This is a genomic window from Rufibacter latericius, from assembly GCF_003721515.1.
Taxonomy (GTDB): domain Bacteria; phylum Bacteroidota; class Bacteroidia; order Cytophagales; family Hymenobacteraceae; genus Nibribacter; species Nibribacter latericius.
This window is the reverse complement of record NZ_RJJD01000023.1, coordinates 25,708-47,331: the sequence shown is the minus strand read 5'-3', so window position 1 is coordinate 47,331 and position 21,624 is coordinate 25,708. Positions and strand designations below refer to the sequence as shown.

The 21,624-nt window shown below is 47.8% G+C and carries 21 protein-coding genes; 11 read left to right on the top strand and 10 right to left on the bottom strand.

The window, feature by feature from the left end; genetic code table 11:
• Positions 1-136: 136 nt before the first annotated feature.
• The 4 genes from EFB08_RS21855 to ccoS all read right to left on the bottom strand — a co-directional run bounded on the left by EFB08_RS21855 (position 137) and on the right by ccoS (position 4,168).
• Entirely contained in the window at positions 137-1,348 is a 1,212-nt protein-coding gene (locus tag EFB08_RS21855) for a c-type cytochrome (protein ID WP_123129120.1), read from the bottom strand.
• Entirely contained in the window at positions 1,345-1,539 is a 195-nt protein-coding gene (locus tag EFB08_RS21850; RefSeq protein ID WP_123129119.1) for a hypothetical protein, read from the bottom strand. The genes EFB08_RS21855 and EFB08_RS21850 overlap by 4 nt, the downstream gene beginning before the upstream one ends.
• Before the next feature lie 249 nt (positions 1,540-1,788).
• Positions 1,789-3,972 (bottom strand): cytochrome-c oxidase, cbb3-type subunit I, encoded by a 2,184-nt coding sequence (ccoN, locus tag EFB08_RS21845; RefSeq protein ID WP_123129118.1) that lies wholly within the window; start codon positions 3,970-3,972, stop codon positions 1,789-1,791.
• Positions 3,962-4,168 (bottom strand): cbb3-type cytochrome oxidase assembly protein CcoS, encoded by a 207-nt coding sequence (gene ccoS, locus EFB08_RS21840; RefSeq protein WP_123129117.1) that lies wholly within the window; start codon positions 4,166-4,168, stop codon positions 3,962-3,964. Before ccoS ends, ccoN begins: the two co-directional genes overlap by 11 nt.
• 242 nt (positions 4,169-4,410) lie before the next feature.
• Between ccoS and EFB08_RS21835 the strand changes: the two genes are divergently transcribed.
• The 5 genes from EFB08_RS21835 to EFB08_RS21815 all read left to right on the top strand — a co-directional run bounded on the left by EFB08_RS21835 (position 4,411) and on the right by EFB08_RS21815 (position 9,019).
• Complete coding sequence (locus EFB08_RS21835) at positions 4,411-4,854, top strand: toll/interleukin-1 receptor domain-containing protein (protein ID WP_123129116.1); 444 nt, start codon at positions 4,411-4,413, stop codon at positions 4,852-4,854.
• A complete protein-coding gene (locus EFB08_RS21830) occupies positions 4,832-7,240 on the top strand; it encodes a COR domain-containing protein (RefSeq protein WP_123129115.1) in 2,409 nt (802 codons plus the stop codon). The genes EFB08_RS21835 and EFB08_RS21830 overlap by 23 nt, the downstream gene beginning before the upstream one ends.
• Positions 7,241-7,300: 60 nt before the next feature.
• Complete coding sequence (locus EFB08_RS21825; RefSeq protein WP_125077833.1) at positions 7,301-7,534, top strand: hypothetical protein; 234 nt, start codon at positions 7,301-7,303, stop codon at positions 7,532-7,534.
• Between the two features lie 114 nt (positions 7,535-7,648).
• Complete coding sequence (locus EFB08_RS21820) at positions 7,649-8,431, top strand: aminoglycoside 6-adenylyltransferase (protein WP_123129113.1); 783 nt, start codon at positions 7,649-7,651, stop codon at positions 8,429-8,431.
• Between the two features lie 162 nt (positions 8,432-8,593).
• Positions 8,594-9,019, top strand: coding sequence for a DUF5655 domain-containing protein (locus EFB08_RS21815; protein ID WP_125077832.1), 426 nt, complete (start codon positions 8,594-8,596; stop codon positions 9,017-9,019).
• A gap of 201 nt (positions 9,020-9,220) precedes the next feature.
• Here the strand turns inward: EFB08_RS21815 and EFB08_RS21810 are convergent, their stop codons facing one another.
• Positions 9,221-10,156: a LysR family transcriptional regulator gene (locus tag EFB08_RS21810; RefSeq protein ID WP_227006435.1), complete on the bottom strand. Its 936-nt coding sequence runs from the start codon at positions 10,154-10,156 to the stop codon at positions 9,221-9,223.
• A 61-nt stretch (positions 10,157-10,217) separates the two neighbouring features.
• Between EFB08_RS21810 and EFB08_RS21805 the strand changes: the two genes are divergently transcribed.
• From EFB08_RS21805 to EFB08_RS21795, 3 genes are all read left to right on the top strand, one after another.
• Entirely contained in the window at positions 10,218-10,469 is a 252-nt protein-coding gene (locus tag EFB08_RS21805) for a CBU_0592 family membrane protein (protein WP_123129111.1), read from the top strand.
• Positions 10,470-10,788: 319 nt separating this feature from the next.
• Positions 10,789-12,012: a tyrosine--tRNA ligase gene (gene tyrS, locus EFB08_RS21800; RefSeq protein WP_123129110.1), complete on the top strand. Its 1,224-nt coding sequence runs from the start codon at positions 10,789-10,791 to the stop codon at positions 12,010-12,012.
• 269 nt (positions 12,013-12,281) lie between these two features.
• Positions 12,282-13,136 (top strand): SDR family oxidoreductase, encoded by an 855-nt coding sequence (locus EFB08_RS21795; protein WP_123129109.1) that lies wholly within the window; start codon positions 12,282-12,284, stop codon positions 13,134-13,136.
• A gap of 250 nt (positions 13,137-13,386) precedes the next feature.
• On the opposite strand, the gene EFB08_RS21790 is transcribed toward EFB08_RS21795, so the two are convergent.
• Positions 13,387-13,875 (bottom strand): hypothetical protein, encoded by a 489-nt coding sequence (locus EFB08_RS21790; RefSeq protein ID WP_165864997.1) that lies wholly within the window; start codon positions 13,873-13,875, stop codon positions 13,387-13,389.
• A gap of 301 nt (positions 13,876-14,176) precedes the next feature.
• Here EFB08_RS21790 and lepB point away from each other — a divergent pair, with 301 nt between their 5' ends.
• The gene (gene lepB / locus EFB08_RS21785; RefSeq protein WP_123129107.1) at positions 14,177-15,277 is read left to right on the top strand and encodes a signal peptidase I; all 1,101 of its coding nucleotides are present in this window, start codon (positions 14,177-14,179) and stop codon (positions 15,275-15,277) included.
• 455 nt (positions 15,278-15,732) lie between these two features.
• Complete coding sequence (locus EFB08_RS21780) at positions 15,733-16,125, top strand: YybH family protein (protein ID WP_123129106.1); 393 nt, start codon at positions 15,733-15,735, stop codon at positions 16,123-16,125.
• A 175-nt stretch (positions 16,126-16,300) separates the two neighbouring features.
• On the opposite strand, the gene EFB08_RS21775 is transcribed toward EFB08_RS21780, so the two are convergent.
• A complete protein-coding gene (locus EFB08_RS21775; RefSeq protein WP_123129105.1) occupies positions 16,301-18,016 on the bottom strand; it encodes a GMC oxidoreductase in 1,716 nt (571 codons plus the stop codon).
• Complete coding sequence (locus EFB08_RS21770; RefSeq protein WP_123129104.1) at positions 18,009-18,554, bottom strand: gluconate 2-dehydrogenase subunit 3 family protein; 546 nt, start codon at positions 18,552-18,554, stop codon at positions 18,009-18,011. The genes EFB08_RS21775 and EFB08_RS21770 overlap by 8 nt, the downstream gene beginning before the upstream one ends.
• 513 nt (positions 18,555-19,067) lie before the next feature.
• On the opposite strand from EFB08_RS21770, the gene EFB08_RS21765 reads away from it, so the two are divergent.
• Positions 19,068-19,484 (top strand): DoxX family protein, encoded by a 417-nt coding sequence (locus EFB08_RS21765; protein ID WP_123129103.1) that lies wholly within the window; start codon positions 19,068-19,070, stop codon positions 19,482-19,484.
• 871 nt (positions 19,485-20,355) lie between these two features.
• Here EFB08_RS21765 and EFB08_RS21760 read toward each other — a convergent pair.
• Together EFB08_RS21760 and EFB08_RS21755 are read right to left on the bottom strand one after the other, a co-directional pair.
• Complete coding sequence (locus tag EFB08_RS21760) at positions 20,356-20,604, bottom strand: hypothetical protein (RefSeq protein ID WP_123129102.1); 249 nt, start codon at positions 20,602-20,604, stop codon at positions 20,356-20,358.
• A gap of 129 nt (positions 20,605-20,733) precedes the next feature.
• A complete protein-coding gene (locus EFB08_RS21755) occupies positions 20,734-21,540 on the bottom strand; it encodes an HAD family hydrolase (protein WP_123129101.1) in 807 nt (268 codons plus the stop codon).
• Positions 21,541-21,624 lie beyond the last annotated feature (84 nt).

Below are 21,624 nucleotides of genomic sequence, written 5' to 3'. Positions count from 1 at the left end.
AGCAAATTGCGTGCACCAACTACATCAAGATCTAATGCATAAGCTAACAAAAACAAACAACCTCATAAACCCAGAAGCCCCTACCAACTCGGTAGAGGCCTCCTTTAGAATCAACGCTAATAAAGGGTATGGTACGCTATTTTTTCGGAACGTATTTCTCGCCTTGCGGGGCTTTTGCGTTGGATGGTTTGCTGCCCTGGATGCTCAAAATGTAGCTGGACACCTCCAGGATCTGGTCATCGCTGAGCTTTTTCTGCCAAGCCACCATGCCTTTGCTGGTAACCCCATATTTCACCACTTTGTAGACATCGTTCACGTCGCCGCCATGGAGCCAGAATTCATCCGTTAAGTTAGGGCCAACAATTCCCTGGCCTTCAGCACCGTGGCAGGCAGCGCAGTTCTGGATGAAGGCGGCTTTCCCGGCCTCCAGTTTAGCCGCATCGGTGAGCGGTTTGAATGTAGTGACTTCGTTCACGTTGCCTTCACTTTGGCTAGATGGGTTCAGGAGGGCCGCCTGCTGGATCTCGGCTTCATACTCGGCTATCTGCAGGGTACCGCTCTGGAACACGTGGTAGTGCAGCAGGTATGCCACGCCAAACACCACGGTCACGTAGAAGGTGTATTTCCACCAAGGTGGCAGGTCGTTATCGAACTCAAAGATGCCGTCATAGGTGTGGTCTTCCATGAGGATGTCTTTGTGCGTACCGGTGATGGTAGACGTGTCACCACGCAGCAGGGCAATGAAGCGCGCCATGGCAGAATTCCGCAGGGCGGGCTTGTCATACAATTGGCCCAGCAAAGGCAATGCCTGCAGGAACGTAACCACCAGGAACACCAGCACCAACACTATCAGAAAACCGATGAGGGCGACCAAAATCTGGGTAGTGGCGGGGATGGCTTTCCAGCTGAAAGAAGCGGTGACCGGAGTGGCACCGTCTGCTTTGCCGAGCTCTGTGGGCGCTACTTCAGGGATTTTGGCTTGGGCGGGTTTGTCGCTTTCTTCTTTGACGTAGGCAATCACGTCTTTGATGTCGCCGTCAGAGAGGGAGCCTTCAAAGCTGGTCATGGGCACTTTCCCGAACTTCTCGAACACTTCTACCGCTTGCTTATCGCCGCTGGCGATGACTTTGGAAGAGTTCTTCACGAAGTTGGTAATCCATTTCTCGTCGCGGCGTTTGTGCACGTCTTTGAGGGCCGGACCTACTACCTGCTCCTGCACGGCATGGCAGGCGGCACAGTTGGCATCAAAAACGGCTTTGCCTTTGACGGCATCCTGCGCCTGGGCAGGCTGGGTGATGGCTCCGGCCCATAAAAGCGCAGAGGCAAAATAGGGTATCAATCGTTTCATGACCGTAGGTCTAGTGGGTGATCAAATCCGTTTTCGTTTTGCAGGGGCATGGCTTTCATGCTTTGGATATGTTCTTTCTTCACCACCACCACGTAGGCCAGCAAGCCCAGGAAGAAAGCGAAGAAAATGACGAAGGAGATAATTGGGTAAATCTCTATGCCGTCTATGGATTGTAGTACACTTTTATACATGGCTCTTATTTTAATTAAGAGTTAATAATTAGGAATTAAGAATTGGCTCCGCTTGGGCCTTCTGACAAAATCTGGTAGAGAACGGCAGAAGCTGGTGGCACTTTGGTTTATAGTTTGCCGCCAAGGTGCTTTCTGGGTGACAAATGATAGAAGCAGAAAAGAGCAGGAGCGTTTCGGGCTTGTTTTCTTTAAATCAGGCTTAAAACAGCTCCCGTTCTTTTGCTGGCCTTCGACCGAAGGCAGGTTTCCTTATATTTCTTCTTTCACTTTAATGTCGGTACCCAGCCGCTGGAGGTAGGCAATGAGGGCTACGATCTCTTTCTCGGGTTTCACCTCGATGTTCTCTTTCTTGAGCTCGGCGGTGATTTCGCGGGCCTGGCGCAGGAGGTCTTCGTTGGCTCTTTCGGCGTAGCCGGGCTCGTACGGAGTACCTAGTTTGGTCAGCGTCTCAATCTTGGCCTGGGTGTCTGAGGTGTCCAGGTCTTTCTCCAGCAACCATGGGTAGGCTGGCATGATAGAACCCGGAGACATAGAGGTGGGGTCCAGCATGTGGTGGTAGTGCCAGCTGTGCGGGTACTTCCCTCCTACTCTATGTAAATCTGGACCGGTACGTTTAGAGCCCCACAGGAACGGACGGTCATACACAAACTCGCCGGCCTTTGAGTACTCGCCGTAGCGCTCGGTTTCGGAGCGGAACGGACGCACCATCTGGGAGTGACAGTTCACACAACCTTCTTTGATATAGACATCTCGGCCTTGCAACTCAAGGGAAGTGTAAGGCTTCACACTCTCAATGGTTGGAACGTTAGATTCTACCAGGAACGTGGGGATCATCTCCACCAAACCACCAATCAGGATGGCGACGGTAGCGAACACGGCCATTTGAACCGGACGGCGCTCAATCATGCGGTGCCAGTGGCCTCCGGTGTGCTCGCCAGCATTGATTTTGGTGGCAGGCATTAATGGAGCGGCCTGGGCTTCTTCGTTGGCTAAGAGTGAACCGGCTTTCACGGTTTTGATGACATTGTAGATCATCAGGAACACGCCGCTCAGGTACAACACCCCGCCAATGCCGCGCAGGTAGTACATAGGCACAATCTGCAGCACGGTCTCCAGGAAGTTAGAGTACTGGAGCATGCCCTCGTTGTTAAACTGTTTCCACATCAGGCCTTGGGTGAACCCGGCCCAGTACATGGGAATGGCATAGAACAGGATACCCAAAGTGCCCAACCAGAAGTGCCAGTTGGCCAGTTTAGTAGAGTACAGTTTGGTTCTGAAGATGCGCGGCAACAGCCAGTACAGAATACCGAAGGTGAGGAAGCCGTTCCAACCCAGGGCGCCTACGTGCACGTGCGCTACGATCCAGTCGGTGTAGTGGGCGATGGCGTTCACGTTTTTGAGGGACATAAGCGGACCTTCAAAGGTGGCCATGCCGTAGGCAGTGATCGCGACTACCATGAATTTCAAAACGGGCTCGGTGCGTACTTTATCCCAGGCACCACGCAGGGTTAAAAGACCGTTGATCATCCCGCCCCAGCTTGGCGCCAGCAGCATTACAGAGAACACAACCCCTAAAGACTGCGCCCAATCTGGCAAAGCGGTGTAGAGCAAGTGGTGAGGTCCGGCCCAGATGTAGATAAAGATCAGAGACCAGAAGTGAATAATAGACAGGCGGTAAGAGTATACCGGACGGTTCGCAGCCTTGGGCAGGAAATAGTACATCATGCCCAGATAAGGAGTGGTCAGGAAGAACGCTACTGCGTTGTGCCCATACCACCACTGCACCAGCGCATCCTGCACCCCGGCGTACCCAGAGTAACTTTTGAATAGGGTTACCGGAATCTCATAGGAGTTCACGATGTGCAATACCGCCACAGTCAAAAACGTGGCGATGTAGAACCAGATGCCCACGTACATGTGGCGCTCGCGGCGTTTGATGATGGTCCCGAACATGTTCCAGCCGAACACCACCCAGATCAGGGTAATGGCAATGTCAATAGGCCACTCCAACTCCGCGTACTCTTTAGAAGTAGTCATGCCTAAGGGAAGGGTAATGACCGCTGATACAATCACCAACTGCCAGCCCCAGAAGTGGATTTTACTCAAGACATCTGAGTACATGCGGGTTTTGCATAGACGTTGCAAAGAGTAGTACACGCCCATGAAGATCCCGTTGCCCACAAACGCGAAAATCACAGCGTTGGTGTGCAGGGGCCGTACCCGTCCGAAGGTGGTGTACTCGGTGCCCATGTTCAGTTCAGGTCGCGCCAACTGGAACGCGATGATCACCCCAATGAGCATTCCGGCCACGCCCCAGAACAGGGTAGCGTAGGCGAAATCACGGACAATCTTGTTGTCATAATAAAATGTCTCAACGGTCCGGACGCGTTCTTTGAGCGCTTCGCCCGGAGCTTTTAGAACCTCAGCTAACATGTGCGGTGTCCTCCATAGGTTTAGTAGAAATAGAAGTAATAGGCTGCTTTTTAGTTAATTCATTGTCAAAGAGAATGCGCACGGAGGGCGTGTAGTCATCCTCGTACTGACCGGACCGCACCGCCCACAGGAACGCCCCCAGAAACAGGACGGCCACCAGTAGACTGATGCAGATTAAAAGAAAGATGATGTTCATGGTACTGCCGGTTTTCTCTCCTGAAACAGGCGGCAGCGGTAGAGAGGTGAGTTTGACTCTTTCGGCGCTTACCTAGGCCTTTCAGTTGTTACAAAGGTCATGGAAAGGTTGCGCGGAAAAGATGACGTGCGTCAGTTTAGGGGGTGATTGATGTCAAGGGGGAAATAGTCTAGCACTAATATTTTGAATTATTAGCTGTAAATAAGAAATTATTAACTTGAAGCCTCATTAATTATGAACGAATGGTCCCCAACACTGTATTCATTAGTTACAGTCATCTAGACTCTAACCTATTAAAAAGCTTAAAAAGGCATTTCAAAAGCTTAAAAGGAATTAATTTTTGGGATGACTCTAAAATTCTTGCTGGCACAAGATGGGAAGATGAAATTTCAAAAGCACTAACCGATGCAAAAGTAGCTATACTCATGGTTAGTGCTGATTTTCTTAATTCAACCTATATAATTAATAAAGAACTACCTGTATTATTAGAGGCTGCAGAAACTAAAGGATTAACAATACTAACCGTCTTACTCAAGCCTTGCCTTTTTGATTTACACCCTGAACTAAATAAGTTCCAAGCTATTAATTCGCCGGAGAAAACCATTATAGAAATGAATGAATCCGAACAAGAGCAAACTTGGATTAAATTATTAAGAAGAATTAATGAACTCACAAGAAGAGATTGAAGAAATAATAGCGTCTAGAATAAATGATGCTATCAATAAAGGAAGTGATTCGATAGATTTAAGCCGACTTGGTCTAATTGCTTTTCCAGAAATTTTAAAAACAGCACCTAATATAAAAAGGTTAAACATAGGAGATAACCCAATAAGGTCTATACCTGAATGGCTTAAAAACTTCCATTGTTTAGAAGTTCTTGATGTTAAACATTGCCAAATAGAGGAACTTCCAGATATTTTCTATGAGCTTCACAAGCTAACCAACTTATATTTATCTAATAATAAGATTAAAAATTTACCACACTCTCTTTCTCAAGTAAATTCTTTAAGGATAATATCTGCTTCAACAAACAACTTAACACATTTACCTGCATGGGTATTCAACCTAACTCACTTTAACTTTGACAAAAATCCAGTTATAGATCCACCTCTTGAAATTTATAACAGAGGGACAGAAGCAATCAAGAATTATTTAAAAGAAAAAGAGAAAGGTGTTAAAAAGATATATGAAGCAAAGCTCTTGATTGTAGGAGAACCCGGTGCAGGCAAGACGTCTCTAATGAAGAAAATTATTGATGAAAATTATAAACTTCAAACGAATGAGGAGTCTACACTTGGGATTGAAATACAACCTTATCTTTTCAGCAGTGACAACACCCCCCAGTTTAGAACAAATATTTGGGATTTTGGTGGACAAGAAATTTATCATTCAACACACCAATTTTTTTTAACTAAACGTTCATTATATATTTTATTAGCTGATAATAGGGCAGAAGATACCGATTTTAATTATTGGTTACAGAACATTGAATTATTAAGCGACATGAGTCCTTTAGTCATTGTTTTGAATGAAAAACAAGGCAGAAAGAAGGACATCAACACCTCAGGAATGAGGGAAAGGTTTAAAAGTCTTCAACAAGTCTTTTCCTTTGATTTATCAAAAGAAAAAGCTGAACTTAAAAAACTTACCAATTACATTAAATACGCCGTTCAAAATTTACCTCACATTGGTGATGAATTACCTACTAGTTGGGTAGAAATTAGAATAAAACTAGAGCAAAAAGCATCAACTGAGCCGTTTATAACAGATAAAGAATATTTCGAAATTTGCGAATCTATTGGGCAAATAGATATCAATGGTGCTCTTACTCTTAGCGAGTACTTTCATGACATTGGTATTTTTCTTCATTTTCAAGACAATCCACTTTTAAAGAAAACTATTTTCTTAAAACCGGATTGGGCAACTAAAGCAGTTTACAAAATTTTAGATGATGACCAAGTAATCAATAAGAACGGATACTTTTCAAGCTATGATGTCGCAAGACTTTGGAATGATAAATTTTTAAAACTTATGAAGGATGAGCTATTAGCTCTAATGATGAAGTTCGAATTATGTTATCCAATAGATAAAAATAATTTCTTAGTACCTCAATTGCTAAAAAGAGGAAAACCCAATAAAAATAGACTGGGAGAAGATTTTTCGATTATTAAATACAATTATGACTTTATGCCAAAAGGAATTATTACAAGGTTTATTGTCAGAAATAGTATTTATGTAGAAAATCATGATTTAGTATGGCGTGAAGGAGTCGTATTATCACGCAATGGCGAAGACATAGCTGAAGTAATTGAGACTTATGGTAATAGAGAAATTGTTATACGAGTTTCAGGAGAAGAAAGAAAGGAATTTTTGGCAATCATTCTTCATGAAATAGATAAGATAAATGAATCTTATAGCAATCTAAAGGTAAAAAAGCTTGTTCCATGTAATTGCCGTGTATGTGCAACATTAACAAATCCATATTTTTTTGATTACCACAGACTTAAAAAGTTTCAAAACAAAGGAAGAAAAACTGACTTATGCGAGGAAAGTGTTGAAGAAGTAACTATTGAGAACCTTTTGCACAACGCACTTGGAAAGATCTCTATTGATGGCCTAAATAAAAAGAGCGTTTATATATCATACGCCATTGAAAACGGTGAAGACAAGAAACTATTTGACAAGTTTTTTTCCCCACTTGTCAAGAAACTTAAATTGAATGTTTGGAGCCAAGATTTAATTCCACCAGGTGATAATATAAAAGCTGCTATTAATGAAAACATTGAAAAGTCTGATACTATTATTTGCCTAATCACACAAGACTATATCAATAATGCAGCAATCAATGATTTTGAAGTTGAAAGAATCCTTAAAAAGAATCAAAACAATGAATGCAATATTATTCCAATTGTATTAAGATCATGTGATCAAGAAGAAAACCCCTTTATAGAGCTTAAATCCATTGAATTTAATAGAGCTCCTGTTCTTTCCCACCACAACAGTGATGAGGCTCTAACATCCGTAATGCAAGAAATTAAACTCATCTTTGAGAAATATTTTGAAGTTGAATAAGGAATTTTCAATTGCCGCCTAAACAATGACTTTGATTTTGGTGATGATGGAGAAGGATGTTTGGCCGCATTGACGGGCATCCTGCTCTGGATTTTGACAGCAGTGGTGGTCGGTATAGTGGTATGGCTATTTGGGGAAGTGTTGTTGGTGGTAGTGGCAGTGTTGATGGCAATGCTGTACTGGATTTTCTTTCGCGCTTTACGTCTGGTTTTCCGACATTCGCACCATACCAAAGGTTGTCTCTTCTCCAGCCTTTGGTGTGGGTTGGTGTACACGTTGCTCTACAACAGTTGATCTACGGCATCTTCCTGTTGATAGAGCATTTTCGGAGATAAAGACGTTTAAGCGCTACTTTTAATAAAACAGCCCAGAAACTTAGGGCAAAAGAAAATAGAAGAGAACACGACCATGATACAAGTTGAATTTGCCGAAAGAGCCAAAAAGATTCTCCAAGCAGATAAAGACGTGATAGGATTGGCCGTGGGCGGCTCCTGGCTTACCAACGAGTTGGATGAGTTCTCTGACCTGGACCTCATTCTTGTCACAAGAGACAAAATTTCAGGCAGCAAAGACAAAATGTTGGAGTACGCCAACCGGCTAGGCAATCTGTTATCCGGGTTCACGGGAGAACACATAGGCGAGCCGAGGGTGCTGATCTGCCTGTATGACAATCCCCTGCTCCACGTTGACATCAAATTCCTGACGCTTGCCGAAGTACATACTCGGGTAGAAAACCCTACAATCCTGCTTGACCCATATGGGCAACTTCAAGAAGCGTTGAATACCTCCTCCGCCCAGTTTCCCTACCCAGATTACCAATGGATAGAAGACCGTTTCTGGATTTGGGTACACTATGCCTTGTTAAAGATTGGCCGGGGCGAATACCTGGAGGCGTTTGATTTCTTCGGGTTCTTACGGATGGTGGTGCTCGGTCCTTTGCTGCACATCAAAAACGGCAATCTACCCCGAGGCGTGAGAAAAGCAGAACGTGACTTAGAGCAGGAAGACCTGGCCCTACTTCGGCAAACGATTCCGGGGTATGAGCGACAAGCATTGCTGGATAGCCTCCAGCAGGCGGTTGCCCTTTACAGAAAATTAAGAACCGCTCTCTATGAAGACATCCGCCTTCAAGAAAACACCGAAGAAAAGGTAATGCGCTACTTTGAAGAAATTCAGGCCAAGGAAAAATAGTAACTCGCGGATGTGCTGGTTGGTTTTAGTTATACTTTTGAGAAAACAGGGCTGAAACGCGCTCCCTCCATAGTCCCCGCCAGAAACCTGCACAGCGCCAATTGGCCAGTCATGTTATTTCCGGCCTATTTTCCAGAAACCAAACAAAAATCGCCTTCAAATATGTGGACCTGTCCCACCTGCACCCAGTCTTTCCTGCGCACCAACCAGACCCACTCCTGCCTGGACAAAACCGAGGCTGATTTCCTGCGCGGTAAGTCTGCCGTGACCGTAGGGCTGTACCACCATTTCTTGGAGCAATATCGCACCATTGGGGATTTCAGGATTCACCCATCCAAGTCCATGCTCTCCTTGGCCAAGAACACCCGCTTCTGCATGATTTACAAATTGGGTAGAAACTTCATAGACATTTACATTCCGCTAAACAAGGTGTATGCTGATACGCTGTGCTTCCATAAAATTGGCCAGATAGGCGAAAAGCTAACCAACCACTGGTTAAGGCTTTATGAGCCTGAAGACATCAATGAGGAGGTGCTGCACTACATGAAGTTAGCGTATGAGTTGGATGCAGCGAAAGGATCGAAATAGAGGCTTTATACAATCCTCAGCTTTCTTCGATTCGGTTTAACGTCTGTTCTCTATAAAGAGAATTGCCTGGATGTACTTAGCCCTTCCTTGGAACCAACAAATTCTCTTCCCTTTCAGACAAAACCAAGACTAGTTTTAGAAGCATGAAATTGGAAGTGTGGGTAGGATTGTATACCCATTTTCTGAACCAAGCCAGATGTTCTACAAGTCCCTTTTTTCGCTTTTAGTGTCAAAGTTCTGCGCCACTTCCTGCACCAGGTCCAGCACATTCTTGAGTACCGGACTATGGTCGTCCTTCCGCCAGACCATGTACAGGCTCACCTTCTGCGGAAGATAAATCAAGCGTACGTTGGCCGGTGCCCCATAACCGTAAGAACTAGGCATAATGGAGATACCCAGCCCGCGGGCCACCAACCCCATGATCATGGCCCCGAAATCAGATTCAATGTGAACGTTGGGTGTAAAACCGTTTTCTTTGAATATCTGGTGGAGACTGCCTACGTAATGCGTTTTCTGGTGCAAGCCCGAGAGAATGAACCGTTCGTCTCTCAAATTCTGCAGCCCCTGAAAGTTCTCCTGGGTCACCCAATGGTTTTGCGGCACAATGAGGGCAAACGGTTCTGAGTACAGGCAAAGGGACTGCAAAGCCGGGTTCTCAGCAGGATCGCGCCGAAAGGCCAGATCTATCTGGAAACTCAGCAACAGTTCCTCAAAACTGAGGTCAATGGGTTCAACCAGTTCCACTTTTAGCTCCGGAAACTTCTGGGAAACACGCGACACCACATCAGGCAGAAATCCGTAGGCCACTGAGCCCGGGTACCCAATGGTAATGGAACCGAACACGCCTTCATGGATCTTTCTGGCCTGCCGATGGGTACGGGTAAACTCTTCCAACAACGTTTGCCATTGGTCGCGCAGAAAAATACCGGCCTGGGTGAGTTTCACACTGCGCTTGTTCCGCTCAAACAACTGTACCCCCAGTTCCTCTTCCATTGACTTAATCTGCCGGCTTAAGGCCGACTGGGTAATGAACATCTTCTCTGCGGTGTTCCAGAAATGCAGCTCCTGCGCCAGGGCCAGAAAATACTTGATCTGCTGTATGTCCACGTTCTGTGATTTGGTTTTTGCATTAGTCAAGCTAAGGTTAGCATTTTTAATGCAGTTCCACTACCCTTTCTTTGCATAAAATGAAACAGCCATGATTGGGTTAAGAAAATACCTTCAGGAAATAATTGGGTGGGCTGGCGCCTTGTTTTCATTGACCGCCTTCAGCCTGAACAGCTTAAACATCATTACCAGCCAATCTATGCAGTACCTGCTGTTAAACGTGGTGGGCTGTGCTTTCCTCATTGTTTACGCCATCAACAAGAAAGCCCATGCCAGTTGGGTCCTGAACTCCATTTGGTTGCTTATCACCGCGGTGGCCTTGGTCAAAGCTTTTCTTATTTAGGCCTGCAACTGTCTTGGTTTCAAGGCAATTTTCCGGAAAACCGCCCCGAAACTAATGTTGCGATTCTAAAATAAACCCTTTTCCTTTGCCTGAAATTTAGAATCAAGGAATGACGCTTCACCAGCTATCCTTTTACAAGTACTCAGCCTACTCTACCTATTACCCAATAGTCGTAGCCTGGGATTGCTATTCTTGATTTGGAATAATTTACCTTATCATACCAAAAGCCCAGGTTCACGGACCTGGGCTTTTTTTGCTTTTACCCTACCCGGTCCGGCCCTGTGCACTTTCAATTTCACCTTAAAAACCATTAAAGTACATGAGCACCGCAGACCAAGTAACCCTGCTACAGGAAAACGTAGAGATCTTCTTGCCAGACAACGCCCTGGCTGAAAAGCTGGCCCTGGCCCAGAAAGAAAACCGTAAACTCATCATCAAACTGGGCTTTGACCCCACCGCGCCAAACCTGCACCTGGGCCATGCCGTGGTTCTAAAAAAGCTACGCCAGTTCCAAGACCTTGGGCACACCATTGTCATCATCATCGGGGACTTTACCGCCAGAATCGGGGACCCCACAGGCAAAAACAAATCACGTCTACCCCTCAGCGCCGAGCAGGTGCAGGTGAATGCCCAGACGTACGTGAACCAGTTGTCCAAAATCCTGGACGTAGGCAAATGCCAGATCCGCTACAATTCAGAATGGCTGGGCTCCATGGACATGGGCCAGACCATCCAGTTGCTCTCGCAGGTGACCCTGGCCCAGATCATGCAGCGCACCGATTTCAACAACCGCTTTGAAAAGGGCCTGCCCATTTCTTTGCATGAGTTGGCGTACCCGCTCCTACAGGGCTTTGACTCCACCCAGATACAGGCAGACATTGAAATGGGCGGCACCGACCAACTTTTCAATTGCTCCATGGGTAGGCAGTTGCAGGAAAGTGCCGGTCTTCCGAGTCAGGCGGTGTTATGCATGCCACTACTGAAAGGCATTGACGGCTCGGCTAAGATGAGCAAGTCAGAGCACAACATCATCGGGCTCACCGATGAGCCTCAGGAGATGTTCGGGAAGATCATGTCCATTCCTGATGCCCTCCTGCCTGAGTACCTGCACCTGGTCACCGATTTTACGCCCGCCCAAAAGCAGCAATTGCTCGCTCAACTGGAACAGGGCGACAACCCCATGGTGCTCAAAAAGGAAATCGGGAAGAACGTGGTGCAGCAATACCACTCCCCTGAGACCGCCCAGCAGGCCTTGGCCTTTTTCCAGAACCAGTTCCAGAACAAGCGTTTCGAGGAAAAGGAGTTTACCCAAATTTCCCTGGCTACGCTTCCGTTAATAGCCCAGAATAGCTTTAGTCTGCTGGAAGTGTGCAAGATGTTGAAACCAGAAGAAAGCAAGTCAAACCTTCGGCGCTTGATTGAAGCGGGAAGTGTTACCGTGGACGGCGAAAAAGCCATCGACGCCCACAGCCTTCTACTTCGGCAGAATCTTCCCTTAAAGATTAAAATTGGGAAAAGAAGTTTCTTTGAGCTTACGGTTTAGAAATTTCAGGTGAAGGTTTGTAGCTTGGGCAATCTCAGACAAAACTAAGTGATCTGAGTACCAATTCCCCTGTTTGTCTGTTGAATAGACCTAGTACATCTATCTGTTCATAGCGTTTTTTTCCATACAAGCGTTTAGGGGCTGCTTTTGAGAAAACAGCCCCTAAACCGATGCTAGAAATCAAGGTATACAATTCAATACTGGGTACCCTAGGGAGTTTTCCTCCACCTTGCGTATAAAACATCTAAGCTAGACTTAAACCATACACTATGAAGAAAATAGCCATTACCGGAGCAACGGGCCAGCTAGGCCGCCTGGTGGTAGAGAAACTAAAAGAAAAGGGAGCAACCGATAACGTGGTCGCGCTGGTCCGTTCCACCCAGAAAGCGGCTGACCTGGGCGTAGAAGCCCGTCATGCTGATTACGACCAGCCAGAAACCTTGAGCCCGGCCCTCCAAGGCATTGATACGTTATTGCTGATCTCAGGAAGTGACGTAGGAAAACGGGCGAAGCAGCACCAGAACGTGATAGATGCCGCCAAAAATGCTGGCGTAAAATGGATTGTGTACACCAGCCTTCTGCACGCCGATACCTCTACCCTCACCCTGGCCGAAGAGCACCTCGCCACCGAAGCCGCCCTAGAGAATTCAGGTATTCCGTACACGCTTTTGCGTAACGGCTGGTACACCGAGAACTACACTGGTTCTATCCCGGGTGCGCTGGCCGGAGGTGCCTTCATAGGCAGTGCCGGCGAAGGCAAAATCTCTTCCGCCGCCCGCGCTGATTATGCCGAGGCTGCTGCGATTGTGCTTACCACTGAAGGGCACGAAGGCAAAGTCTATGAACTGGCCGGAGACGCAGCTTACACCCTAAGCGATTTAGCCGCCGAAATCTCCCGACAGACTGGCAAGGAAATCCCGTTCAAGAATTTACCAGGAGCCGATTACGCCGCTGCCCTCACCAGTTTCGGTTTGCCTGAAGACTTGGCCCAGGCCATTGCCGGTTGGGACGTTTCGGCCTCCCAAGGCGATTTGTTTGATGAAACCCACCAACTTTCCGCGTTGATCGGCCATCCCACCACTCCAATGTCAGTTACTGTGGCGGAGGTCCTCAAGGGAGCTTAAATCAAGCTGCCTGAAACAAGCACTTCAAAAAAAGGGAAGACCTGAAAGGCGAACTCTACCCCTAGTGAAATCACAGTAAAGCAAAAGGAACTGGCCCGTTAGATGGGTCAGCTTCTTTTGCTTTGGGGGCTTTTTTCGTAAAGCCCTTTTGGGCTATTTTCCCTAAAACAGGCCTAAAAAGCAGGTGCTCAAACGCCTTACCGGTTTATTTTTCCGCCGCTTCAAGGCAGGTACTTTTCCATCCAAACAATTACAAGGGAACCACTTTTTCGGGTTCATTGGTTGACGCAATGCATTCCAGTAGCCAGTTGCCGTCCTTTTGCTTTGGGTAAATAGACACCCAGGCATAATGGGTGGTTTCCTCTATGTTTCGGCCCAGGCTGTCTTTTGTGGTCAACACCACCAGTTTGTCTACCACGGTATAGGCCAGCGAATGATCTTCTGAGAACCGAATGACCGGTGGCTTCACATCATCCCACTTCTTGAAATCCACGGAGTTGAAATAGTTCTGAAAAGCTTCTACATCTGAACTCCCTGAACTCACATTGATTTTCCCGGCGTTGACACTGATCATCTCAGGGGAAGAGTTGGCGAACATGGCCTTGGCGTCCTTGCCGAAGTGGGCTTTCCGTTGCTGCGCATACACCTGTAACAACTTGGCGGTATCTTCTTCAGTTGACGGCTTCTCTGCACAGGAGAAAGCCAGGAGCGGTAAGAGCAGGAAGGTAACTTTTTTCATCATCGGGAAAGATTTAGTGAAACTGTCGTGAAGTGAAAAGGAGCTGTTTTCCGGAAAAGGGCAAAGAAGTAACCAGATTGAAGTGGTTTAAAAAAGCTTCTCGGCTTATTTCAGATGCAAAGGAAAGGCTTTATCAGGCTTAGAATGAAGTGCAGGAAAACCAAAGAAACGGCACTTTAGGCAACATTTCTTTCCCTTAAATGCAAACCATAACTTTCTGTTAAGGCAGGAAGAAACACAATAAATCTAAACAAATATAGTTTTAATCTATATTCCTTATCCTGATTCAATTACCTCTTCTATGGCCATTAAATTCTGGGAAAAGAAAGAAAAACCTTCTCCGCCCAAAAAGAAGAAATCAGCGGTCCGTGAGTGGGCCGATGCCGCTATGTTTGCCGTGGTCTGCGCTACGTTTATCCGGTGGCTCACCTTTGAGGCTTTTGCCATTCCCAGTTCCTCCATGGAGCAATCGCTGCTCACCGGCGACTACCTCTTTGTGAGCAAGCTGCATTACGGTTCGCGCACCCCCATCACCCCGGTGCAGGTGCCGCTAACCCATCAAACCATCTGGGGTACAAACCTTCCTTCTTTTTCAGACATTGTACAGCTTCCCTCCCACCGGTTGCCGGGCTTTTCTGAGGTGCAGCACAATGATCCGGTAGTGTTCAACCACCCAGAGGAAACAGAGCGTCCTGTTGACCTGAAAACCTACCTGATCAAGCGCTGCATTGCGGTTGCCGGCGACACGCTTCAAATCAAACAAGGGCAGGTTTACCTCAACGGAACTCCCGCAAAGACCGACGCCAAACTGCAGTTCAGCTATTTTGTGCAAACGAATGAGTATGTGCAGGAGAAATTCTTCAAAAAGCACGGCATCACCGACATTATTCCGGTACAAGGCGGCTATTACGTGCACACTTTGCCAGAAACTGCCCAAAAGCTCCGGTCCTTTGATTTCATCAAGGAAGTGATCTCCATGAAAGCCGCCCCTGGCGAAGCAGACCCACGCGTTTTCCCGCAGGCGCCTGCGCAGTACGCCTGGAACCAAGATAACTTAGGGCCACTGTATATTCCCAAGGCAGGAGCTACCGTTGCCATCACTCCGGCCACGCTGCCACTCTACGAGAAGATCATCCGGACGTATGAGCACAACCCCGGCGTGGAGGTAAGGGATGGCAAAATCTACCAGAACGGGAAAGAACTCACCCGCTATACCTTCCAACAGAACTACTACTTCATGATGGGCGACAACCGCCACAACTCGCATGACTCCCGGTTCTGGGGTTTCGTGCCCGAGGAATACGTAGTTGGCAAAGCCGTCCTGGTCTGGATGTCGTCAGATTCTGCCGCCAATTTTACCGATAAAATCCGCTGGAACCGCATGTTTCACACCATCAACTAGACTTCAGATAGCCCTTTTCCTGCCTACAAAGAAACTCCGCTGGTTTGCGCCGGCGGAGTTTTTATTTCCTTCCGTTTCAAGGCCGTTTTTAGTAAAACAGGTTTGAAACGGATGAATGCTTACCCTCTGTGGAACATTATCCTTGATGATCAACAGGGACACTTGCCGGAAATTCAGTCTGATTCTGTTCCATAATTCGGCATTTGTTTATAACTTCATGGAAGGAAGCAGAAGTTGATTCTCCCCTTTTTTTCTCTTTCTCAATACGCTCCCCATGCGGGCTCCTCGGGGATTTTAGGCTTATGAAAGCTACTCCCGGGCTCACCCTTTGTGAAAGTTTTTGGATACACTGGCGGGGAGAACCCAAACCGGACAAAAGCAAATTACCGGTTCAGCGTACTCCTGATTCATCGGCGATTACTCTCAATTCTTCTCCATTTAAACCTCTAAAAACTATGGAAGCACTCAGTGTTGATATTACCGACGAAATCAAAAGACTCTGCAGTAAATTCACTGACATCTACAACAGTGGAGACGCGACTGCTCTGGCAGCCCTGTACACTCCTAACGCTGTATTGATGCCTGCCGGCTTTGAAACCGCCCAAGGCAGGGAAGCCATTGCGCAGTTCTGGAAAGGGGCCATGGAGGCCGGCATAAAATCCATCATCTTAGACACTATAGAGGTAGAAAACCTGGAACAGACCGCCATTGAGTTAGGCCATTACACCCTGAAAGGCGAAGACGGACAAGCCATAGATAAAGGCAAGTACATGGTAGTCTGGAAACGCGATAACGGAGACTGGAAACTGCAGAAAGACATCTGGAACAGCAACCAGCGAAGCTCCTGAAAAGAAAGAGGTTTGCCCCTCAACCTAGTTTAAGGCCTGGTTTCAGAAAAGAGCCTCTAAACCAGGAATGTTTGTTTTACCGGATGTGCTGACTTCATAATGAGCACCCACCAAAAAAGGCGGTTGTCTTTCTGCCAAATCAGGTAGAAAGACAACCGCCTTTTTGCTGGGAAACCTAGATATTCTGCTTTTTCCGTTCCTTGATGGCGTGGTCTACGGCGCGGGCTGTCAGGGCCATGTAGGTCAGGGAAGGGTTCTGGGTAGAGGTGGAGGTCATGCAGGCACCGTCTGTGACGTAGACGTTGGGGCAGGCATGCAGTTGGTTGTACTTGTTCAGCAGCGAGGTTTTAGGGTCATGCCCCATGCGTACGCCGCCCATCTCGTGGATGTCCAGCCCCGGAGCCTGATGCGAGTCTGATTTCTGGATGTTGGTGAAACCGGCCTTGGTGAACATCTCCTCCATCTGGGCGTGGTAATCGGCGACCATTTTATCGTCGTTTGCGTCGTAGTCCAGCGAGATGTTCAGGAGCGGAATACCCCAGGAATCTTTCTGGTCTTTGCTCAGACTCAGTTGGCTTTCGGCCTTCGGGATGGTTTCGCCCATCATGTGCGAGCCCACTTTCCAGATTCCCCAGGTAGGGTTTAGGAGCTGTTTTTTCAATTCGGCCCCAAAACCAGAGGTATCCTCTTCCTGCCGACGATCGGCCCGGAAACCCGCGGCGTAGCCTCTGAGGAAGTCGGTTTCCTGTTTGTGCAGGTTCCGGAAACGCGGAATGTAGCCGCCACCCGCCGGGTTTCTTCCATCAGTGGCGTATTCCTGCATTCCCTCATAATCGGCCGAGATTCTGGCGCGGTAGTTATGGAAAGCCACGTATTTACCCAGCAAGCCGTTATCGTTGCCCAAGCCGTTCGGGAACCGGGCCGAAGTGGAGTTCAGCAGGATCTGGTTTGTGCTGAAAGCAGAGGCATTCACGAAGATAACCGGTGCAAAGTACTCGGTAGTTTCCTTGGTTTGGGCATTGATCACGCGCACCCCAGTGGCTTTACCGGCTTTCTCATTATAGATCACCTCCTGCACCACCGAGTGCGGCAGCAAGGTCAGGTTGCCGGTTCTTTCGGCCCACGGAATGGTGGAAGCATTGCTGCTGAAATATCCTCCAAACGGACATCCGCGCTGGCACAATACCCGGTTTTGGCACTGCGCCCGCCCTTGGTCCAGATGGATCTGGTTAGGTTTTGAAAGGTGCGCGCAGCGGGCACTGATCACGTGCCGGTTGCCGTACTGCGCCTTAAGTTGCTTTTTGAAATGGTCTTCCACGCTGTTTAGCGGAAAAGCGGGCAAAAACTCCCCATCGGGCAGTTCTTCCAGGCCGTCGTTGTTGCCCGAGATACCCGCGAATTTCTCTACGTAGCTGTACCACGGCGCCAGGTCTTTGTACCGGATGGGCCAGTCTACGGCGAAACCGTCGCGGGCGGGGCCTTCAAAATCCAGGTCGCTCCAGCGCTGGGTCTGCCGGGCCCACAGCAGGGATTTTCCGCCTACCTGCTGGCCCCTGATCCAGTCAAAGGGTTTTTGCTGCACGTACGGCTGCTCGGCATCTTTCACAAAGAAGTGCATGGCATCCTCACGGAAGGCGTAGCACTTGCTTACCACCGGGTTCTTTTCCTTTATCTCACGGGTGAGTTCGTTTCGGTGCTCAAACTCATAGGGCATCATGTTAGTGGTGGGATAATCTTTGAGGTGCTTTACATCGCGCCCGCGCTCCAACACCAGTGTTTTAAGTCCTTTTTCGGTGAATTCCTTGGCTGCCCAACCGCCACTTATCCCAGACCCGATCACGATGGCGTCAAAGGTCAGCTGCTTCACACTGTCTACGTTCAGATTAGCCATTATTGCTTGCTTTTGCTGCCTTTACCGGATAATAAGCCAAATACCGGCTAGGCACTAATTCATACTTGCGTAATTTGGTCATGACCAGTTCTGAGTTGAGATACCCCCTGATGGTCTGGTCTTTCAGGATCTTGTAAAAGGCAAGGACTTCTTCCGGGGCTTTCCCGGCGTTCACGGCGGCAATTATTTCCTGCCGCTGCTGGGGCGTTGCTTCCACAAAGGTGTTACCCGTCTGCTTTTTGGTGTGCTTCTGGAACGCGTCCATCCCTTCGGTAAATGCTTTTTGGTCCTCTGGGCTAAACAGATCGTCTACCATCTTTAAGGTAAACTTATGCAGCCCCAGGGCTTTGCCGCCAGCGGTGTCGGTGGTCGGGATCAAGGTTTCCACCAGTTCGGCCAGCATCTTCTCCTCCTCACCAGACACGCTCAGGTGCTTCAGCTTGATAGAGGCCTTGCTGCTCTCCATCATACAGGAAGGCACCAGCATCAATCCTCCCGTAAAAATCAGCAAGCCTTTGACCGCGGTTCGCCTGTTCATAAAATTTCTAATTTAAGGAGCCAATCCAGGCCTCGTCTTTACCAATTTGCTTCTAACCCATTAATATAATTGAAAGAATGCTAGTCCCCGCATATTTGCATAGTTCTGAGTAGTTTTTGCTAAAAGAGTACATAAACGGTTGCCCTTCTCCAGACGTGCGGCTTTCAACCCGATTTTGCAAAACTCAGATGAAACCCTGGAAGCCGGGCTTTCGCCCATTCTCGGGCAAAGAGAAAACTGTTTTTCCACCTTTCGATTCTTAAAGATTTCTGGTCAGGAAACTGGTCCTTTCACCCTTTACCTAAAACCACCCGATGCACTTTCCTCTTAAAGCAGGATTTCTTCTTCTATGAGGTCCACCAAAGAAGTCACCATTATGGACTAAAACCTCTGGATTCACCAAACGCCATAGCTTAATATTACCAGAAAACTATATACCCGCTCCGCCGTAAACATTCAACGTACTTCTTGTCTTACAATAAGTTATCCTCAAACAATTTAATATAATAGGCTATGGATAGAATATTAAACAGGTACGCTCCTTACCTGTATGCCCTTCTCCGGATTGTAGCAGGGATAATGTTTGCGTTGCACGGAACCCAGAAATTGTTCGGATGGCCCGGCGGCGGCGATCCTGTAGAAATAGCGTCCCTCATGGGGGTAGCCGGCATCGTAGAATTGGTGGCCGGTATTTTGATTGCCATTGGGCTGTTCACCAGTTGGGCAGCGTTTATTGCCTCGGGGCAAATGGCAGTAGCGTATTTCATGGCCCATTTACCCCAAGGTTGGTCTCCCCTGCAGAACCAGGGAGAGTTAGCCCTCCTCTACTGCTTTCTATTCCTCTACATGGCCTCCCAAGGCTCCGGCATCTGGAGCGTAGATGGTTCTAGACGAGGTAGATTAGGCACCAGGTCTACCATGCATATGTAAAGGGCTTGGCCTTAAGCCAAAACGATCGTTTTTTGCTGTACCTAGATTCTCAAAAAGGAGGTTGTCACTCAGAGGAAGGATGAATCCTTCCTCTGAGTGACAACCTCCTTTTGATTAAGCAATGATTATTTTGTTCCAATCGCCTCACCGCAAGTGCTGGGAGGAAGCGTGAACAGTGGGCCCTTTGTGGATTAAAGGAAGGCATTGCAAATGGTTCAAACCAGAAACATCCAACCCTGCGGCAGGTTGGGACGAAGGCCTACGTGAGGCCGAGGCACGGCCTGCTGCAAGCAGGGACCGTTCAATTGGCATTGCCCTAAGTGAGATATGAAACAGAGGACGGCAGCCAGGTGGTACCTAAGTGAAGCCTCACTGTCTGAGCGTCAGCGAGTTTGAGGCTTCTTGATTCTTTTGGTTACTTTTCTCATCAAGGAGAAAAGTGACAAACGCGGGCAAACCGCGGCTGCAGCCCTGAGGCTTGGTAAGGAAGATAGTAGAAAGTAAAAGCAGTAGAAAGATAGTCACAGAAGTAAATCCGCGCTAAAGTCGGTTTAAGGCTGACGCCTCACGGGAGTTGCAAACTTCCGACCATGGTAGGTCCAAGTCACAGACTTGAACCATGGACAAAAGGATCAGCAGAAGAAGTCATCCCCCTACCCCCTTCAAAGGGGGACATGCGCTTAGGAAGCGTTTTACCAAAAACGAGCTAAAGAAAGGCAGTTCTGGTCATTGGGGAGAACACCAACAACGGGGCAGGCAGTCTAACGGCGAGTAAATCAAATCGGAAAGGGAAGACAGGTTAAAGCAAAAATCTACCCACCTCCCTTAAAGGAAAACAGCCCGGAGTCTCCTTAAATCCAACCTCTTAAACTTAGCAATCGCAGGTAAAATCGCGGCTATTATATTCCTCTGAAGCCACATCCCCCACCTTTACCAGTTGGTGAAACGGGATTTCCTCACCGGTGGCCAGTTCTACCTGCAAGCCTTCCTCCTTCTCATTAATCTTTTTGATGAGGCTCGTTACCGCCAGATACTCGTTCAACTCGGTGCGGTACTGGATCTTCAGGAACTTCTTTTTGGTGACGGCTTCTTTGACCGCCTGTAGCAATAACTCATCCATAATCTTATGCTTACCTAATCTCTACTAGAGTATACGGCTGGTACGTTTTGGGTTCCCTTTTCTGAAAACAAGCCTAAAACTTCTTCCAACCTCTTCGCAAGCTTGAGGCTTCCTTCAAATAAACCGGGTTTAGCTTTCCACCGAAACCAATTGTTGCAGCACTTCAATAACGCCGTTCTGACTGTTGCTCTTGGCCCGGAAGCGCGCGGCGTCCTTTATGTCCTGGTGGGCATTCTCCATGGCATAGCTGAAGTGGGCTTTCTGAATCATTTTCAGGTCGTTGAGGTAGTCCCCGAAAACCATGGTCTCCTCTGGGGTGATGTTGAATTTCTGCTGGATCACCTCCATGCCTTTGCCTTTGTTGGCTTGTTTGTCGCAGATGTCCAGCCAGACTTTGCCCGAGACAGTGACTTGCAGGTGCTCCCGCTCGTCCTGAAAAGAATCATTGGTGTTTCCTTCTACTCCGGTCAAATCTAGAAGGGCGATCTTCAGGAACTGATCATCTTCTACCTGCAACAAATCCTCCACTACTTTCACTTCGTCATAATACAGGTTCACCTGGTCCATGAACTCCGGGGCAGTATTCTCCACGTAGGCAGATTTCTTTCCGCAGAGCACAATGTAGACGTTTGGCAGGTTTCTGGCCTTCTGCACGAGTTGTTTGGCCACCGCCTGGTCTAAGGCCTGCACCAGCAGTTCCTGCCCTTGGTACATGACATAGCTGCCGTTTTCGGCCAGAAAGATGATCTCGTCTTTGATAGGGGCAAACAGGTTTACCAGATTGTAGTACTGCCTTCCGCTGGCGGCGGCAAACAGAATGCCTTTCTCTTTAAGGGCGTGGTAAACGGGGTAAAAAGCTTCGCTTAAGGTATGTTGGGGATCTAGCAGGGTGCCGTCCATGTCGGTGGCAACCAGCTTAATTTTTGAAAAATCCATAGGTATTCGTTATCCAGTTGGGTGCGAGACCCTCTCTACATTGCAAGGTAAGGAATACCCTATAACCCGCCCAAAAGTTGTGAG

Excerpts from the sequence above, each read along its gene's own strand:
- EFB08_RS21760 (WP_123129102.1), bottom strand. The coding sequence starts at position 20,604 with ATGGATGAGTTATTGCTACAGGCGGTCAAAGAAGCCGTCACCAAAAAG.
- EFB08_RS21790 (WP_165864997.1), bottom strand. The coding sequence starts at position 13,875 with ATGAAAAAAGTTACCTTCCTGCTCTTACCGCTCCTGGCTTTCTCCTGT.
- EFB08_RS21795 (WP_123129109.1), top strand. The coding sequence starts at position 12,282 with ATGAAGAAAATAGCCATTACCGGAGCAACGGGCCAGCTAGGCCGCCTG.
- EFB08_RS21855 (WP_123129120.1), bottom strand. The coding sequence starts at position 1,348 with ATGAAACGATTGATACCCTATTTTGCCTCTGCGCTTTTATGGGCCGGA.
- EFB08_RS21850 (WP_123129119.1), bottom strand. The coding sequence starts at position 1,539 with ATGTATAAAAGTGTACTACAATCCATAGACGGCATAGAGATTTACCCA.
- tyrS (WP_123129110.1), top strand. The coding sequence starts at position 10,789 with ATGAGCACCGCAGACCAAGTAACCCTGCTACAGGAAAACGTAGAGATC.
- lepB (WP_123129107.1), top strand. The coding sequence starts at position 14,177 with ATGGCCATTAAATTCTGGGAAAAGAAAGAAAAACCTTCTCCGCCCAAA.
- EFB08_RS21820 (WP_123129113.1), top strand. The coding sequence starts at position 7,649 with ATGATACAAGTTGAATTTGCCGAAAGAGCCAAAAAGATTCTCCAAGCA.
- EFB08_RS21835 (WP_123129116.1), top strand. The coding sequence starts at position 4,411 with ATGGTCCCCAACACTGTATTCATTAGTTACAGTCATCTAGACTCTAAC.
- EFB08_RS21770 (WP_123129104.1), bottom strand. The coding sequence starts at position 18,554 with ATGAACAGGCGAACCGCGGTCAAAGGCTTGCTGATTTTTACGGGAGGA.
- EFB08_RS21805 (WP_123129111.1), top strand. The coding sequence starts at position 10,218 with ATGATTGGGTTAAGAAAATACCTTCAGGAAATAATTGGGTGGGCTGGC.
- EFB08_RS21830 (WP_123129115.1), top strand. The coding sequence starts at position 4,832 with ATGAACTCACAAGAAGAGATTGAAGAAATAATAGCGTCTAGAATAAAT.
- EFB08_RS21755 (WP_123129101.1), bottom strand. The coding sequence starts at position 21,540 with ATGGATTTTTCAAAAATTAAGCTGGTTGCCACCGACATGGACGGCACC.
- ccoS (WP_123129117.1), bottom strand. The coding sequence starts at position 4,168 with ATGAACATCATCTTTCTTTTAATCTGCATCAGTCTACTGGTGGCCGTC.
- EFB08_RS21815 (WP_125077832.1), top strand. The coding sequence starts at position 8,594 with ATGTGGACCTGTCCCACCTGCACCCAGTCTTTCCTGCGCACCAACCAG.
- EFB08_RS21780 (WP_123129106.1), top strand. The coding sequence starts at position 15,733 with ATGGAAGCACTCAGTGTTGATATTACCGACGAAATCAAAAGACTCTGC.
- EFB08_RS21775 (WP_123129105.1), bottom strand. The coding sequence starts at position 18,016 with ATGGCTAATCTGAACGTAGACAGTGTGAAGCAGCTGACCTTTGACGCC.
- ccoN (WP_123129118.1), bottom strand. The coding sequence starts at position 3,972 with ATGTTAGCTGAGGTTCTAAAAGCTCCGGGCGAAGCGCTCAAAGAACGC.
- EFB08_RS21765 (WP_123129103.1), top strand. The coding sequence starts at position 19,068 with ATGGATAGAATATTAAACAGGTACGCTCCTTACCTGTATGCCCTTCTC.